The 14,639-nt window shown below is 74.1% G+C and carries 13 protein-coding genes; 4 read left to right on the top strand and 9 right to left on the bottom strand.

The window, feature by feature from the left end; genetic code table 11:
• Window positions 1–93 precede the first annotated feature (93 nt).
• Window positions 94–1,701 (top strand): helix-turn-helix domain-containing protein, encoded by a 1,608-nt coding sequence (locus tag ABZ459_RS40270; protein ID WP_357982410.1) that lies wholly within the window; start codon window positions 94–96, stop codon window positions 1,699–1,701.
• Window positions 1,702–1,876: 175 nt separating this feature from the next.
• Here the strand turns inward: ABZ459_RS40270 and ABZ459_RS40265 are convergent, their stop codons facing one another.
• Window positions 1,877–2,314, bottom strand: a complete 438-nt coding sequence (locus tag ABZ459_RS40265) for a hypothetical protein (protein ID WP_357982407.1) — start codon at window positions 2,312–2,314, stop codon at window positions 1,877–1,879.
• Window positions 2,315–2,367: 53 nt separating this feature from the next.
• Here ABZ459_RS40265 and ABZ459_RS40260 point away from each other — a divergent pair, with 53 nt between their 5' ends.
• Window positions 2,368–3,540, top strand: a complete 1,173-nt coding sequence (locus ABZ459_RS40260) for a saccharopine dehydrogenase NADP-binding domain-containing protein (RefSeq protein ID WP_357982404.1) — start codon at window positions 2,368–2,370, stop codon at window positions 3,538–3,540.
• 23 nt (window positions 3,541–3,563) lie between these two features.
• Here the strand turns inward: ABZ459_RS40260 and ABZ459_RS40255 are convergent, their stop codons facing one another.
• The 5 genes from ABZ459_RS40255 to catA form a co-directional block, all read right to left on the bottom strand.
• Window positions 3,564–4,463 (bottom strand): PaaX family transcriptional regulator C-terminal domain-containing protein, encoded by a 900-nt coding sequence (locus tag ABZ459_RS40255; protein WP_357982401.1) that lies wholly within the window; start codon window positions 4,461–4,463, stop codon window positions 3,564–3,566.
• Between the two features lie 26 nt (window positions 4,464–4,489).
• On the bottom strand, window positions 4,490–5,668 hold the full coding sequence (locus tag ABZ459_RS40250) for a serine hydrolase domain-containing protein (protein WP_357982398.1): 1,179 nt from the start codon (window positions 5,666–5,668) through the stop codon (window positions 4,490–4,492).
• Window positions 5,665–6,849, bottom strand: a complete 1,185-nt coding sequence (locus ABZ459_RS40245) for a saccharopine dehydrogenase NADP-binding domain-containing protein (RefSeq protein WP_357982395.1) — start codon at window positions 6,847–6,849, stop codon at window positions 5,665–5,667. Before ABZ459_RS40245 ends, ABZ459_RS40250 begins: the two co-directional genes overlap by 4 nt.
• Window positions 6,842–8,293, bottom strand: coding sequence for an NAD(P)/FAD-dependent oxidoreductase (locus tag ABZ459_RS40240; protein WP_357982392.1), 1,452 nt, complete (start codon window positions 8,291–8,293; stop codon window positions 6,842–6,844). The genes ABZ459_RS40245 and ABZ459_RS40240 overlap by 8 nt, the downstream gene beginning before the upstream one ends.
• A 122-nt stretch (window positions 8,294–8,415) precedes the next feature.
• Complete coding sequence (gene catA, locus ABZ459_RS40235) at window positions 8,416–9,084, bottom strand: type A chloramphenicol O-acetyltransferase (RefSeq protein ID WP_357982389.1); 669 nt, start codon at window positions 9,082–9,084, stop codon at window positions 8,416–8,418.
• Between the two features lie 64 nt (window positions 9,085–9,148).
• Here catA and ABZ459_RS40230 point away from each other — a divergent pair, with 64 nt between their 5' ends.
• Window positions 9,149–9,691: an SMI1/KNR4 family protein gene (locus tag ABZ459_RS40230; RefSeq protein WP_357982386.1), complete on the top strand. Its 543-nt coding sequence runs from the start codon at window positions 9,149–9,151 to the stop codon at window positions 9,689–9,691.
• A 19-nt stretch (window positions 9,692–9,710) separates the two neighbouring features.
• On the opposite strand, the gene ABZ459_RS40225 is transcribed toward ABZ459_RS40230, so the two are convergent.
• From ABZ459_RS40225 to ABZ459_RS40215, 3 genes are all read right to left on the bottom strand, one after another.
• Window positions 9,711–11,756 (bottom strand): M48 family metalloprotease, encoded by a 2,046-nt coding sequence (locus tag ABZ459_RS40225; protein ID WP_357982383.1) that lies wholly within the window; start codon window positions 11,754–11,756, stop codon window positions 9,711–9,713.
• Window positions 11,753–12,196: a hypothetical protein gene (locus ABZ459_RS40220; RefSeq protein WP_357982380.1), complete on the bottom strand. Its 444-nt coding sequence runs from the start codon at window positions 12,194–12,196 to the stop codon at window positions 11,753–11,755. Before ABZ459_RS40220 ends, ABZ459_RS40225 begins: the two co-directional genes overlap by 4 nt.
• Window positions 12,197–12,330: 134 nt before the next feature.
• Window positions 12,331–13,563: a hypothetical protein gene (locus ABZ459_RS40215; RefSeq protein WP_357982377.1), complete on the bottom strand. Its 1,233-nt coding sequence runs from the start codon at window positions 13,561–13,563 to the stop codon at window positions 12,331–12,333.
• Window positions 13,564–13,694: 131 nt separating this feature from the next.
• On the opposite strand from ABZ459_RS40215, the gene hemC reads away from it, so the two are divergent.
• A complete protein-coding gene (gene hemC, locus ABZ459_RS40210; protein ID WP_357982374.1) occupies window positions 13,695–14,630 on the top strand; it encodes a hydroxymethylbilane synthase in 936 nt (311 codons plus the stop codon).
• Window positions 14,631–14,639: the final 9 nt, after the last annotated feature.

Genomic DNA, 14,639 nt, shown 5'->3' with positions numbered 1-14,639 from the left:
TGCAGACAGCGTCGCGTCCGTGCCGAGCGGGTGCATGCGGTCTCCCTCCAGGGATTTCGCGAATGTCTTGTGCGTCTGGCCAAAGAGGTGAGGATGCTCGAAACCGGCGTATCCGAGCTCGGACAGGTCCTCGACGCCCTGGGGCCGTCGCTGCTGCGGCCGCTGACCCCGCTGCCGGAGCGGCCGGTGCCGGTCTCGGGGGTGCTCGTCTTCGAGCGGCGCGCCCCGCTCTCGCCCGTCAGGGGCGCCGTCCTGCTCGCCGTCGGGCTGGGCACGTCCGAGCCGCGGGCGCGGGAGCTGGTCGGCGCGGCGGCCGAGGCAGGGTACGCCTGCCTGGTGGTCAAGAGCTTCGGCGAGCCCGTGGCCGAGCTGGCGGCGGCCGCCCAGCGGTCGGGCGTCGTGCTGCTGGCCGCCGACGAGGCCGTCGCCTGGCACCACCTCGACGCCATGATCTCCTCGGCCCTCGCCTCCACCACCCGGTTCGCGCACGCCACCGGCGCCCCCGCGCTCGGCGACCTGTTCGCCCTGGCCAACGCCATCGCCGCGATGGCGGGCGGCGCCACCGTGATCGAAGACCGGAACCGGCGCATCCTCGCCTACTCGACGCTGCCCGGCCAGGCCATCGACGAGGGCCGCCGCCAGGGCATCCTCGGCCTCCAGGTGCCGGACGGCCCCGACTACGACGCGCAGTACCGCACGATCGCCCAGGTGGTGCGGACCTGCCGGTTCCCGGCCATCCCCGGCGGGCTGCCGCGGCTCGGCGTCGCGGTCCGCGCGGGGAGCGAGGAGCTGGGCTCGATCTGGGTCGTCGACGCCGGCGACTCCCTCGACTCCGCCGCCGAGCAGGCGCTCTCCGACGTGGCCGACATCGTCTCGCTGCACCTGCTCGCGGCCCGCACCGCGGACGACGCCGTGCGGCGCAGGCGGGCCGACCTGTTGCGGCGGCTGCTCGCCGACCCGAGCAGCGTCACCGCGGTGGCCCCCCAGCTCGGGCTCGATCCGGGCCTGCCCGTCGCGGTGGCCGCGTTCGCCGTCGTCCCGGACGAGGCCGAGGAGGTGCTCGCCGCGCACGCGGCCACCCGGCTCGCCGACCTGGTGAGCCTGCACTGCGAGACCCACTACGGCCGGCACGGCTGCGCGCTGATCGACGGGACGGTCTACGCCCTGCTCCCGAGCGGCCCTTCGCCGAACGCCCACCGCGAACTGGTCGCCGACATCGCCCGCCGGGCCCACGGCGCGCTGCGCGTGCCCGTCCAGGCCGGGGTGGGCTCGCTCGTCCAGGGGTTGCGGTCGGTGGCGAGCTCGCGCGCCGACGCCGACCTCGTGCTCCGCGCGCTCGCCGACCGGCCGGGCGCTCCGGGGCCGTGCCAGGTGGCCACGATCGACGAGGTGTGGGCGGGGGCGACGCTGTCGGCGCTGGCCCGGATCCTGGCCTCGCACGAGGCGCTGCCGCGCGCGCTCGGGCCGGCGGTGCGGGCCCACGACCTCGACCACGGCACCACGTACGCCTCCACGATCCTCGCCTACCTCGACGCCAACAGCGACATCGCGGCCGCCTCCCATCGCCTGTCCGTGCACCCGAACAGGATCCGGTACCGGCTCGCGCGCGCGGAGGAGATCTTCGGCTTCGACCTCGCCGACCCGGACGAACGCCTGGTGCTGTGGCTGCGCCTCCGCCTGGGAGCCCAGGTCGGCTGGTGACGCCCGTCGCGCTCTGAGCCGACGGACGCCGGCTCGGTGAGCGGGAACGCGGCCAGCGGGGGCGGAACGTGCTCGGGCCGCGCACCGTGCAGCGCCGCATCCACGCCGTCATGCGCCACCTGAACGCCGTGACCCGCTTCCAGGCAGGTCTGGAGGCCCGGGAACGCGGCTGGATCTAGCCCGGCTCCGACCGTCTGAGCAGCATGACGAGCAACCGGACGGCCGAGACGGCCCCGGTGGCGGCGCTGAGCAGGGTGAACCAGAACCAGAAGGAGCGCCAGGCGGCCGGGACCGGCAGGAGCGCCGCGACCAGGATCGGCAGGCCGAGCACCAGCATGCGCAGCCGGCGCTCGTCCTTGAGCCGGTGGCCGGGCGCCGCCGCCGGGCGCAGGCCGCTGACGATCGCCAGGCGCCAGGCGCGCAGCGCGGTGACATGGAGCGCGACGACCATCGCGAGCCCCGCCAGCTGCGCCCAATCGAGCGCGTCGGGGCCGGCCGGCGAGCCGTACAGCAGGGCGGTCGAGATGAACGGCACCGTGCTGAGCGCCTCGACTGCGATCACCCGGGTCGCCGGCCGCTCGCGGAACAGCGGAGAGGCTGTTATGTTCATCATATTAACTATCGTAAATCATTCGATAGATTTGGTCACGATCCTTTGGGAAGTCCATGAGAGTGCTCGCCCTCGGCGGACCCGGAGCGGTGACGCGGGCCGCGGTGCGTGTGGCGGCCGGTCTGCGCGGGGTCCGGGAGATCGTCGTCGCCGACCGCGACCTCGGCGCGGCCCGTGCCCTGGTCGAGGAGCTGAAGGGCGTCCCGGCCCGGCTCAGCGCCCGCGACGTCACCGGCGGACGTGCCCTGTCGGCCGCGCTGGCCGAGGCCGACGTCGTCCTCAACACGCTCGGGACGTACCACCGGGCGGGGCCGGCGGTGCTGCGGGCCGCGATCGCCGCCCGTACCCACTACCTGGACGTCTGCGACGACTGGGCGGCCACTTCGGAGATGCTCGGCCTCGACGCCGAAGCCCGCGCGGCGGGCGTGCGCGCGGTGATCGGCATGGGCGCCAGCCCGGGGGTCAGCAACCTGCTCGCGGCCAGGGCGGCGGCCTGCCTGGACACCGTGACGGACCTCTACACCGCCTGGCCCGTCGACGTGCCGGGCCCCGGCGCCGGCCGGGCCGGCCTGAGCGGGCCCGACGGCCGTCCGATCCCCGCCGTGGTGCACTGGATGCGGCACGTCAGCGGCATGATCGCGGAGATCGGCGGCGGCCGGCCGGTACGCCGGCCACCCCTGCGGCCGGTCGTGCTCGCGCTTCCGGGCGGCCGCGGGGGCACCGCGTACACCGTGGGCCATCCCGAGCCGGTGACCTTGGCGCGCAGTTACCGGGTGGCGGGGGAGTCGGCCAGTCTCATGGTCGTCACCCCCGGCACCGCGGCCTATCTGGACGTGCTGCGCCGCGACATCGACCGGGGCAGGCTCACGCCCGTGACGGCCGCCGCCGAGGTGACCGGGCCCACCACGTGGCGGGCCCTGCGCGCCGCCGTGCGGGCCTTCGGCTTCAGGGGGCCCGGCTCGCTGCCCGCGTTCTTCGCCGTCGCCAGAGGGGAGGCGGACGGGCGGCCGGCGACCGTCCTGGCCCACCTGACGGGCACGTCGCCGCTGCTGCGGAGCATGGCCGAGGCCACGGGCGTGCCTGCCGCGCTGGGCCTCGCGCAGCTGATCGACGAGCCCGGGGCGCGACCCGGCGTGCACCCGCCGGAGGTGGCGATCGACCCGGAGCGGTTCTTCGCCGACCTGGCCCGGCGGACGGGCTCGGTGCAGGTGGCCATGGAGACGGCGTGACGGCGTGACGGCGTGACGGCCCGTCAGGCGCCCGTGGCCAGACGGCTCAGGCCGCCGTAGAGACCGAACAGGCGGACGGCGCCGGCGTCCTTGCCGGTCTGCTCCTCCAGCAGCGACCAGCAACGCGCGGTCAGCTCACGGGCCCGGGCGCCGGGCCAGGGCCGGGGGAGCAGCTCGGGAGGAAGCAACGGGTCGGCCTCCATCGCGCGGGTGAACTCCGCGGCCAGCTCCACCGCGACGGTCAGCCGCCGCGGCTCGGACGACCCGGACGACCCGGACGGCTCGCACTGTCCGGACGGCTCGGCGTGCTCCTGGAGGAACCGGAGCCGGGGCTCGGCCACCGCGGCGAGCCGGTCGTAACGTTCGGCGATCTCGCCCAGCGGCCACATGGCCCGGGCGAGCGCGACGGGATCGGTCTCCTCGCCCCGGCGCAGGTCCCGGGTGGTCAGAAAGGTGACATGGTCCAGGACGTCCAGGCGGCGGGCGTGCTCCTCGACGTAGGGCTCCCACGGATTGGCGCTGACGTACAGGCCGCCGTGGACGGGGGCGCCGCCCAGGAGGGTGAGCGCGGCGCGCAGCGCGTCGCGCGCGGGCCGGGCGCTCTCCGGGACGGTGAAGGCGACGAGGTGCCAGGCGCCGTCCCAGGGGGCGAGCCCGGCGTCCTGGCGGTAGGCGTGGGTGACGAACTCGACGTCGAGGCCCATCGCGCGTTCGGCGCTGCCGGTGGCGCGCAGGATCGCCTTGCGCCCCCGCCCCTCCTGGACGAACCGCCCCTCGGCGACCAGCCGTTTGATGCACAGGCGAACCTGCTGGTCGTTCATGTCCAGCAGGTTGGCGGTGGCGTAGAGCTCGCCGGCGTCGACCGTGAGATCGGTGCGGACGAGCGCCTCTACGAGCATCCGGGTGGGGACATGGACGTCCATGCCGACTATCGTATCCAGTCCGATCGTTACGCGCCGATGACCTGGCCCACCGCGTCCAGCAGGGTGCGGTGACGGGCGTCGGCCAAGGCGTCGGCGGGCATCGTGCGTGGCAGGAAGGCCAGGGCGAGACCCCGGCGCGGATCGCCGAGGCCGAGGGCGCCGCCGATGCCCGGATGGCCGAAGGCCGTGGGCGACCCCAGGCGCCAGGCGCGGCTGGGCAGCGCGAACCCGCACCCGAAGGCCGACGGCACGCCGAGCACCCGGTCGCGTCCGGCGGCGCGCGGCCGGACGGCCGCGCGCCAGGTCCGCTCGCGGACGAGCGGCGGCTCGTCGCCGGGCCGGCATCCGGCGCCGGGCAGGAGCAGGGCGTAGAGCCGGGCCAGGGAGCGGGCCGTGGCGACGGCGTTGGCGGCCGGCAGGTGGGCCGCGAGGGTCTCCGGGCGGGCCACCCACCGGTCCGGCGGGTCGGTGAGCGCACCCCCCACCGTCATCGCCGCCCACAACGGCGTCCCGGGCCGGGCGAGGACGGCGGTGGTCATCCGGACCAGGACCGGCACGCGCGTGGCGGCGTGCACGGGCGCGGGCGGCGGGCCCGGCTGCGCGCCGCCGATGCCGATCACCAGGCCGCGCGGCCGGCACACCGACTCCTCGAGCACCTCGCCGAGCCGTCCGCCGGTGATGCGGCGGACGAGCTCGTCGGCGAGCGCCCCCCAGGTGACCGCGTGATAGCCGGGCCTTCCCGGCGGCCAGCGCGGCGGCTCGGCGGCGAGGACGTCGGCCAGCGGACGCCCCTCCAGCACCTCGGCGAGGGTGGCGCCGCCTGCCGGGGCGACGAGCCCGGCCTGATGGCTGAGCAGCTGCGCGACCGTGGTCCCGGACTTGCCGCGACGGGCGAACTCGGGCCAGTACCTGGCCACGGGCGCGTCGAAGTCGAGGTCACCGCGGTCGGCGAGCACCGCCAGGCAGGCGGCCGCGATGCCCTTGGAGGCGGAGAAGACCACCTGCCGGGTGTCCGGACCGTAAGGGCCCGAGGCGTCGCTCCCGGCGTACAGATCGACGACGGCCCTGCCGCGGTGGATGACGTGCAGCCCCGCGCCGCGCTCGCCCGGCCCGCTCATGATCGCGGCGAACGCGCGGCGGACCGGCTCCCACCCGGGGCCGACCTCGCCGCGGACCCCGGGATGCGGGCGATCGGCGCCGGTCACGGGGTCCGGTCCACTCTGACCACCTCGTCGCGGCCGGTGCACGGCGGGTCGCAGTGGACGGCCAGCTCCGCGAAGTACCTCTCCGGGTCGAGCACGGCGTCCGGGGGGTGGACTCCGGCGGCGCGCACCGAGCCGTCGAGGATCTGCGCCGCCGCCAGCGACAGCGGGATCCCGGTCGCCCTGGCCATCCCGCGCGGCGAGCCGATCAGCCGCGCGCCGATCCGGCACGGCCGGCCGTCCCGGACGCCGGTGGCCAGGGCGAAGAAGGGCGGCAGCGAGCCGGGGCCGCGCAGCGAGAGCCGGCGCAGGGCGGAGCGGGCGAAACGGCCGGCGGTCGGGTGCTCGATCGCGGCCGCGGCCTGTTCCAGGGAGAGGCCGCCCCGGTCGATCTCCTCGCGCAGGGTCATCAGGTACGCGGCCGTCTCCGGCCTGACCACCATCACGCAGGCGGACTCGCGGGTGATCGAGCAGGTCGCCGGGAGGGTCAGCGGCTCGGGATGGCCGAGGGTGTAGGCGGTGCCGGCGCCCAGCCCCGGGTAGTCGAGCCGGACCGGTTCGAGCGGCGGCCGTTCGGCGGGCGCGCCGCCGGCCCAGACGCGGATCGTGCCGGACAACTGCTGCATCCAGTGGACGACGGCGGCCGACTCCCCGCCCGCCGAGGCGTCGGCGGGGTCGTCGCCGACGAACGGGACGTCCACCGGCCAGGCGGTGTGGACGCTCTCGACGGTGTCCAGCTCGCGGGTCGCCAGGGCGGCCAGCATGTTGCTGGTGCCCGGGCTCGCCCCGGCTCCGATCACGGCGGTCACGCCCGCGTCCCGCGCCTGGGCGTCCATGGCGAGCATGTCCAGTGTCGGTTCCCAGTCGTCGCAGATGTCGGCGTAGTGGGTACGGCTCTCGATCGCCGCCCGCAGGATCGGCACGCCGAGCCGGAAGAACGGGCCGGTGGTGTTGACGACCAGGTCGGCGTCGCGGAAGAGCTCGCGCAGCCGTACCGGGTCGGCGGCGTCCACCGTCGCGGCCGAGGCGTTGGCGTACTTGACGGACAGTCGTGCGGCGGCGGCGGTGTCGCGATCGGCGATCACCAGTTCGGCGATGTCCGGCCGCCCGGCCAGCGCCTCGACGACGGGCCTGCCCATCGCGCCGGCGCCGCCCAGTGCCACCACCCGGTACTGCTCACCCATCGAAGATCATCCCCTTGCGGACGTCGAGGAACGCCGACCTCAGCCGGTCGGTCAGGTAGTTCTGGCCGACCGTCCACGGCGCGCGGTCACCCTGCTGCGGGAACAGATGTGCCGCGCGCTGGACATAGGCGGAGGTCAGGCCGAGCAGCGGACGGCGGGCGACGCCGCGCGGGAGCGCGGGCATCGCGGTGGTCAGGCCGTGCCGCCTCATGTGGTCCAGCAGCCGGACGACGTAGCGGGAGGACAGCTCCGCCCGCAGCGTCCACGACGCGTTGGTGTACCCGACGCAGAAGGCCAGGTTGGGCACGCCGCTCAGCATCAGCCCGCGGTAGGCGGTGGTCCCGGCCAGGTCGACCGGGCGACCCTGCACCGATACGGCGATCCCGCCGAGGGGGATGAGCGACAGGCCCGTCGCGGAGACGATCACGTCCGCCTCCAGCGTGCGCCCGGACGCCAGCTCGATCCCGTGCCCGGTGAGACGGGCGATCCGGTCGGTGACCACCGACACGCGCCCGGCGGCCACCTCGCGGAACAGGTCGCCGTCGGGGACGACGCACAGCCGCTGGTCCCACGGCTGGTACCGGGGGGTGAAGTGCCGGTCGAGCAGGGCGGGGTCGGGCAGGTACCGCAGGATGCCCTTGCGCAGGTGCCGCTTGGTCTGCTCCGGGTAGCGCCGGCTCAGCCAGTAGGTGAGCTGGCTGCTCAGGACGTTCTTGGTGCGGATGAGCCGGTGGGCCGTATGTGCGGGAAGCAGGCGGCGCAGCGTGTCGGCCGCCGGGTCCACGCCGGGCAGGGAGGTCAGGTAGGTCGGGGAGCGCTGCAACATGGTGACGTGCCCGGCCCGCTTCGCCAGCGCCGGCACCAGGGTGACCGCGGTGGCCCCGCTGCCGATCACCACGGTCTTCGTGCCGGCCACGTCGAGGTCGTCCGGCCAGAACTGCGGGTGCACGAACCGGCCGCCGAAGACCTCGGCGCCCTCGAACTCCGGCTGGTGGCCGTGGTCGTAGTCGTAGTAGCCGGCGCAGACGTACAGGAACGAGCACGTCCATGTCCCGCGGGTGGTGCGCACCGTCCACCGGCACCGCTCCCAGGACCAGTCGGCGGACAGGGCCTTGGCCCGGTGGTGGACGTGCCGGTCGATGCCGTGGTCGCGGGCGGTGTCCTCGATGTAGCGGCGGATGGTGTCGCCGTCGGCCAGGGACTTGCGGCCGCGCCAGGGCTGGAAGGCGTAGCTGAGGGTGAAGATGTCGGAGTCCGAGCGCACGCCCGGATAGCGGAACAGGTCCCAGGTGCCGCCCAGGCGCTCTCTGGCCTCCAGTACCGCGTAGGTCCTGCCGGGTCGCCGCTGGAGATGCCATGCGGCACCGATGCCGGACAGGCCGGCACCGATGATCAGTACGTCGACGTGACGCCGGGAATCCGCCGTGTCGGCTTCGCTCGTCATGAATCAAAACTATCGCATTTAAAACGAGCGTTGCAATTACGAACGATTGATTCGTGGCATGGCGGAGCCCGGCCCCGCTCGTGCCCGCAGGGGCCCGGGCGGCGACGGAGGTCAGCGCGGGTTCAGGAGGCCGGGCTCCGGTCGACCCAGGACGGGTCCGCGACGAGGGTCTGGAGCTCGTTCACGAGCCGGGCGGAGTGGAACCCGTCCGCGGCGGCGTGGTGCACCTGGAGTGCGAGGGGGAGCAGCACCCGGCCGTCGCGCTCGGTGTACCGGCCGAGGGTGAAGATGGGGGCGAGGTGGTCCCGGTCGCTGCCGATGTTGAGGTTGAACCCGGTGAAGGACGTCCACGGCAGGCTCGACACGTCGAACGCGTTGGACGGCGGCGACCCCTGCGGGAAGAACTCGGTGGCGCGGGCGTGCTCGGCGAGCAGGGGAGCGGCGACGTCGTGGAAGGCGCCGAAGTCGGGGTCGTAGGGCGCCCACACGCACGCGAACGTCTCGCGTTCGGGGTTGAAGACCGTGAAGGCCGGGTGCACGACGGGCCAGACGGCCGGCTCGCCCGAGGCGGTGAGGCACATCCTGAACTCGTCGTGCCGGTTGACGACCGTGGCGATCGCCCAGACCTGCGCCAGGTAGGACTTGCGCCGCGACCGGCTGAGCGCCGCGGCGAACGCGGTGACGTCGATCTCCACCGTCATCGAGTACGTGCACGGGACGGCCCGGCGGTAGTGCTCGAAGTGCTGCCGGCGCGGCCAGGCATCGATGTCGATCGGGGTGGGGGTGTCCATGCGTACATCATCCCAACCGCCGGGCCGGACGGAATGTCGGCCGCGACGGATACGGTCACCTGCCATGAGCACCCAGTACGGCTGGTCCGGCCTCTTCGCGGTGAAGGGCCTGACCCCTCAGGCCCCCGACGGCCCGCCGCCCGCGCCGGGCAACGGCCTGCACCCCCCGGCCAGTGAGGCGGAGGTCGGCCGGCTCGAAGACCGGCTGGGTACGGCCCTGCCGCCGAGCTACCGGCAGTTCCTGCTGTTCGCCGACGGCTGGGGCGACGACGAGCTCGGCCACACCGTGCTGCCGGCCGCGAGGGTCGGCTGGTTCCGTGACCTCGAGCCCGAGGTCGCCGGGCTGTGGCCGTCGCCCGGCGAACCGGTCTCATGGAGCGTCCCCGACGAGCTCTACTTCGTCTACGGGGCCGAGCAGGACTGCATCAACCTGAGGGAGGAGTACGTGCGCGACACCCTGCTGGTCGGCTACGGGGACGACGGCGAGTTCCTCCTCAACCCCCACGTCAGGACCGCCGACGGCGAGTGGGAGGCCTGGTTCCTCGCGCCCTGGCTGCCGGGCGCCGACCGTCACAGATCCTTCTGGGACCTGATGAGAGCCCAGTAGCTTCCGATGCGCCCCCGCCTCACCCCTGCGCGGGCACGCCGGCGACCGGGGCCGGCTCCCGGCGGACGGGCAGCAGGCGGGCCAGCAGGGCCGTGGCCAGCGCGGCGATCAGCGCGGCCGCCAGCATGCGCTCCAGGATGATCATGTGGATCAGCCACGGCAGCGCCGTCCGCAGGGGCAGCCACACCAGCTCCAGCGCGAGGGCGTAGAGCACCGCCGCGGCCAGCCCCGTCACCATGCCCTTCGCGACCGGCGACGTCCCGGACAACCCGGCCACGCAGGCCGCGAGGGCGGCGCCGGCGGCGGCTCCGGTCGCGATGACGCCCGACAACGCGGTGCCGGAGCTCTGGAAGACGTAGCCGTTGACCGTGCCCGACACCATCGCCGTGACCAGCGCCGCGGCGGCCGCGCAGCCCACCGCCAGGGCGATGCGGCCGGTGCGCCGGGGCGCGGGCGGGCGGCGTTCGCCGAGGGTGACGAAACGTACCGCCATCGGGGTCAGCATGAGCAGGGCGACGGCGAGCAGCAGGAGGATGCCCGCCGACAGGCGGGTGTCCAGCATGATCTGCGCGCTGATCAGGACCTGCGCCAGCGGATCGGAAACAGCGGGATATTTCTGGACGTGGGCGATGATGATGTCGGCCTGGAGGTCGTAGAACGCCCGCGCGCCCAGCGTCACGACCACCGCGATCAGCACCAGCGGCCCGAGCGCCGACCGCAGCCCGTGCACCCGCGGCGCCCACACCCGCGCCACCCACCGCACCCACATCCCCAGCAGCAGGCCCGCCACCGCCAGCACCACCAGCCCGGCGAGCTGCACCGACACGGGGAACGGCGCCAGCGCGTGGTCGGTCATCCTGCTCGGGGCCAGGACCCAGCCGCCCGCCAGCCCCACGGCCAGGCCCAGCGGCACGTGCACGGCGTCGCTACGCGCCTCCACGGCACGCAACGCCCGCAGCCCCAGCGCGACGGCCAGCAGCAGGGCGAACACCTCCGCCGGCCACGGCAAGGTGTTGGTGCGTCCCTGCGCGGTCAGCGACGTGGCCGGATCCATGGTCAGGGAGAAACAGCCGCCCAGGGCCAGCGGGAAGACGAAACCCTGGCGTACCAGCGGCTCCTGGTCCTCCAGCGCGGCCCGGCGGACGGCGAGATGCGGGTGGGTGCGCACCCGCAGCGACACCGGCCACCGGCGCGGCGCCGGCGCCTCCTCGAACACGCGGCGCAGCGGCGTCGCGTCCCGCTCCCACGACAGGACGCGGGCGTCGGCCAGCAGCTCACGCGACTGCAGCACCACCGAACGGGTCAGCCACGACAACACCGCCAGCCCGGCGATCTGGGCGGCGAACAACCACGACAGCGCCGCGCGCGCCCCGAACGGCATCTGCTCGGACCGCAGGAACGGCGCCTGCCCCGACACCACCCCGTTCACGGCGGCGAGCAGGCCCGGCACCAGGATCACCGCGGCGTAGGACCGCCACATCGCCAGCGTAACCGCCGTGATGTTCAGGTCCCTGTTGCGCACGTGCGCCAGCTCGTGCAGCACCACCGCCCGGAACAGCGGCCGGTCGCGCTCGAACGACAGCCAGGTGCCCCGGCTGATCACCACGTACCTGCGCCCGGCCCGGCCGAAGGCCAGCCCGGCCACCGCGGGGTTGAGCACGTCGAGCAGGAAGACGACCCGGCGGCCGCCGAGCACCTCCGCCGCCATCCGCCCCAACTCCTCACCGACCTCGCCGGTGACCGGACGCAGCCGCCGGCGGCGGATCCGCCAGGCCGGGCCGAACCAGTACTGCAGCCCGGTGAGCAGGATGAGCGTCGCGAAACAGAGCAACACGCCGAGCCGGAGATCCTGGTGAGTCCCGCGGCTCATCACGTCGCAGGCGGGATCGTCCAGGCCCTTCAGCGCCGCCAGCTGACACGCCTCCCTGACCTTCGCCGGGACCTCCGCCCCCTGCGTCGACAGCAGGTCGAAGATCCCCGGCCGGTAGATCGCGGTCGTCGCGAACGCCAGGCTGATCAGCAGGACGAACGCGGACGTGGTGGCCGACGGCAGACGGCCTCTCATGACGGGTTGCGGGCCAGCTCGCTCACCACCGCGTCGGCCAGCGCGTCGGCCTGCGCCTGCGACATGCCCATCCGGCGCGCCTTCTGGTAGGCGACCTTACGGATCTCGGTCAGCCGGGCCGGCGGCAACGGCGGCGGGCCCGCCGGCTGCGCCTCGGGCAGCTCCCGCGGACGACGGCGCAACCGGCCGATCAGCCGGCCGGTCCACGAGCCGACGTCCTTTCCCACGTCCGCGAGCACCGTGGTCACGACGCCGGAGACGATCGCCGTCACCAGCAGCTCGTCCACTCCCGGCAGCCCGAATCCGAGCGGATCCCGATGGGACCTCGACCTGGTCCTGCCGCCGAGCGCGTCCCAGGTCTGGTCGAACAGCGGGAGTTCGGCGGGAGCGATCCTGGTCACGACCCGGCGGCTGAGATCCTTGGCGAACACATCGGACACCTGGCCCTCCAACAGGGAGATTCCGTTGCCTGAAATATAGGCAGCCCCGAGGCCGGATGTCCGTGGATAATCACGGTCCGGCCCGTCTCGCGCCGCATTTCCTTCCGTGGCCCGCCCGATGACCGGACGCCGTCCTAGTCGCCGTGCAGCCCGTCGGGGTCGCAGTAGTCGATCTCGTTCGTCGGCTTGAAGTCGGCCACGATGATCTCGCGCCGGAACGGGCCGCCGCTCTCCATCTCCTCGGCCGACGCCTCGAAGGTGAACCGCTGCATGGGGCGCAGCAGCCTGCCGGAGATGACCACCGGCCTGCGCACCGAATAGATGGCGGGGAACGGGCAGCAGTAGTAGCTCCCGAGCGGCTTGCCCGCGGCGTCGACGGCGTAGGCGATGGCGCCGTCCCGGAAGGCGGCGTCGATCTGCGCCTGGATGTGGAGGGTGGCGGCCGGGTCGGGGTCGTACTCCCACATCTCCTTGACGGCCTGCCGGGCCTTGGGGTCGGCCTGCCAGTAGTCCCGCCGTTGCGGGTCGGTCAGGCACCAGGGGTCGAGGTCGCGCAGGCTCGCGTCGAGGGACTGGTACGTCGCCGCGGGCCTGGTGGCGGTGCTCTGGTAGGTGGCGATGTGCCTGGGCATCGCGATGAGCTGGCCCACGTGGTAGTAGAGCTCCAGCGACCGCTGGAGCCGTTGCTCGATCGCCTCGTGCAGGCTCGGCTGCGGATCGGCCTTGAGCAGCCCCTCGGCGTAGTCGGCGGCGGTGGCGGCCTCGGCCACGAGCTGGCGCAGCCGCTGCAGGTCGGCCTGGTGGTCGTGGTCGTCGGCGACGGTCTGCTCGAACACGCCGAAGGCCACCTCGGCGTGCCGACGGATCGCGCGGGTGGCGGCCAGCATGCCGTGCAGATGCGGCAGCGGGCACGGGTCCGCCTCGGCCCATTCGGGCAGGTCGGCGGGCAGCTGGAGCTCTGTCTCGACCAGATAGCGGGTGTTGCCGGCCGCCTGCCTCGCGCGCGACACCCAGCCTTCCACCTGGGCGAAGCAGGCGGCCACCTGCCGGCTGGTGACCGGCGGCACGTAGCCCGCGGTGCGCGGGTCGGCGCTGTAGTCGGAGTCGAGCAGCTGCTCGCCGATGGTCTGCAGCACGAACGCGTTCCAGGTGCACAGCAGCTGCCCTGAGGCGGACCGCGGGTCGTGCCAGAGGTTGACGCCTTCCTGGACCAGGCGTAACCGCAGCTCCTCGGCGCGCTCCAGCTCGGTGTAGACCAGCCCCCCGGCCCGCCGGTACGCCTCCAGCTCGTCCGCGCGCACCTCGCCCTTGTACGCCGCGACCATCCGCGTCATCAGCGTCGGCCGCGCCGGATCATTGGCCATCATGTACGTCCCCGTCCTCTTCCCCGTGGCGATTGATGATCCGTACCCTAAGCCGCCGTCCCCTCGGCGGGCCATCCATGGCGAGCTCCGGGATTGGCCCGCGCGGCACGAAGGTGACGCCCTACGATCGGGGGATGGCCGTCCCCGAGCTGATCCGCATCGTGACGCGTTCCTCTCCGATGGCGCTCGCCCAGGTCGAGCGCGTCCGGCGGGAGCTGGCCGACCGGCATCCCGGCATCCGCACCGGGGTCGTCCCGGTCACCACGTCCGGCGACCGGTGGCAGGGGGCCCTGTCGGCGCTGGGCGGCAAGGGCGCCTTCACCAAGGAGGTCGACGAGGCGCTCCTGGCCGGTCAGGCCGACCTGGCGGTCCACTGCATGAAGGACGTGCCCGCCGACCGCCCGCTGCCGGCCGGCACGGTGTTCGCGGCCTTCCTCAAGCGTGACGACCTGCGCGACGCGCTCGTGCACCCCGGCGGCCTGAAGCTGGACGCGCTGCCCGAGGGCACCCGGATCGGCACGTCGTCGGTCCGGCGCGTGGCCCAGCTGGCCGCGTCCCACCCGCATCTGCGGTGCGTGCCGATGCGCGGCAACGCCAACCGGCGCCTGGACAAGCTGGACGCGGGCGAGGCCGACGCGCTGCTGCTGGCGGTGGCCGGGCTGGAGCGCATCGGCCGGCCGGACCGCATCACCGAGGCGCTGTCGCTGGAGACGATGTGCCCGCCGATCGGCGCGGGCGTGCTGGCCCTGCAGTGCCGGGAGGACGACACGGCGACCGTCGACGCGGTCGCCGGTCTGGGACATGCCGACACGTGGCGGGAGATCACGGCGGAGCGCATGCTGCTGCACGTGCTCCAGGGCCACTGCAACTCGCCCATCGCCGGTCACGCCCGCGCCGAGCGCGACGGCCGGTTGTCGTTGCGCGCCCGGGTCTTCTCCCCCGACGGCAAGCGGGTGCTCGACGCGCACGAGTGGGCCGGCCCGCTCGACCCGGCGACGCTCGGCACCTCCGTCGCGGTCGCGCTGCTCCGCCAGGGCGCCCGCGAACTGATCGACACCATCCCCCACTGAACGGCAGGC

It is taken from the genome of Nonomuraea sp. NPDC005692 (assembly GCF_040631115.1).
Taxonomy (GTDB): domain Bacteria; phylum Actinomycetota; class Actinomycetes; order Streptosporangiales; family Streptosporangiaceae; genus Nonomuraea.
This window is presented reverse-complemented; position numbering and strand designations above follow the sequence as displayed.

Bases quoted from the DNA above. Each gene is read 5' to 3' on its own strand.
- ABZ459_RS40255 (WP_357982401.1), bottom strand. From the start codon at position 4,463: ATGGACGTCCATGTCCCCACCCGGATGCTCGTAGAGGCGCTCGTCCGC.
- ABZ459_RS40215 (WP_357982377.1), bottom strand. From the start codon at position 13,563: ATGATGGCCAATGATCCGGCGCGGCCGACGCTGATGACGCGGATGGTC.
- catA (WP_357982389.1), bottom strand. From the start codon at position 9,084: ATGGACACCCCCACCCCGATCGACATCGATGCCTGGCCGCGCCGGCAG.
- ABZ459_RS40230 (WP_357982386.1), top strand. From the start codon at position 9,149: ATGAGCACCCAGTACGGCTGGTCCGGCCTCTTCGCGGTGAAGGGCCTG.
- ABZ459_RS40225 (WP_357982383.1), bottom strand. From the start codon at position 11,756: ATGAGAGGCCGTCTGCCGTCGGCCACCACGTCCGCGTTCGTCCTGCTG.
- ABZ459_RS40270 (WP_357982410.1), top strand. From the start codon at position 94: ATGCTCGAAACCGGCGTATCCGAGCTCGGACAGGTCCTCGACGCCCTG.
- ABZ459_RS40245 (WP_357982395.1), bottom strand. From the start codon at position 6,849: ATGGGTGAGCAGTACCGGGTGGTGGCACTGGGCGGCGCCGGCGCGATG.
- ABZ459_RS40240 (WP_357982392.1), bottom strand. From the start codon at position 8,293: ATGACGAGCGAAGCCGACACGGCGGATTCCCGGCGTCACGTCGACGTA.
- hemC (WP_357982374.1), top strand. From the start codon at position 13,695: ATGGCCGTCCCCGAGCTGATCCGCATCGTGACGCGTTCCTCTCCGATG.
- ABZ459_RS40260 (WP_357982404.1), top strand. From the start codon at position 2,368: ATGAGAGTGCTCGCCCTCGGCGGACCCGGAGCGGTGACGCGGGCCGCG.
- ABZ459_RS40265 (WP_357982407.1), bottom strand. From the start codon at position 2,314: ATGATGAACATAACAGCCTCTCCGCTGTTCCGCGAGCGGCCGGCGACC.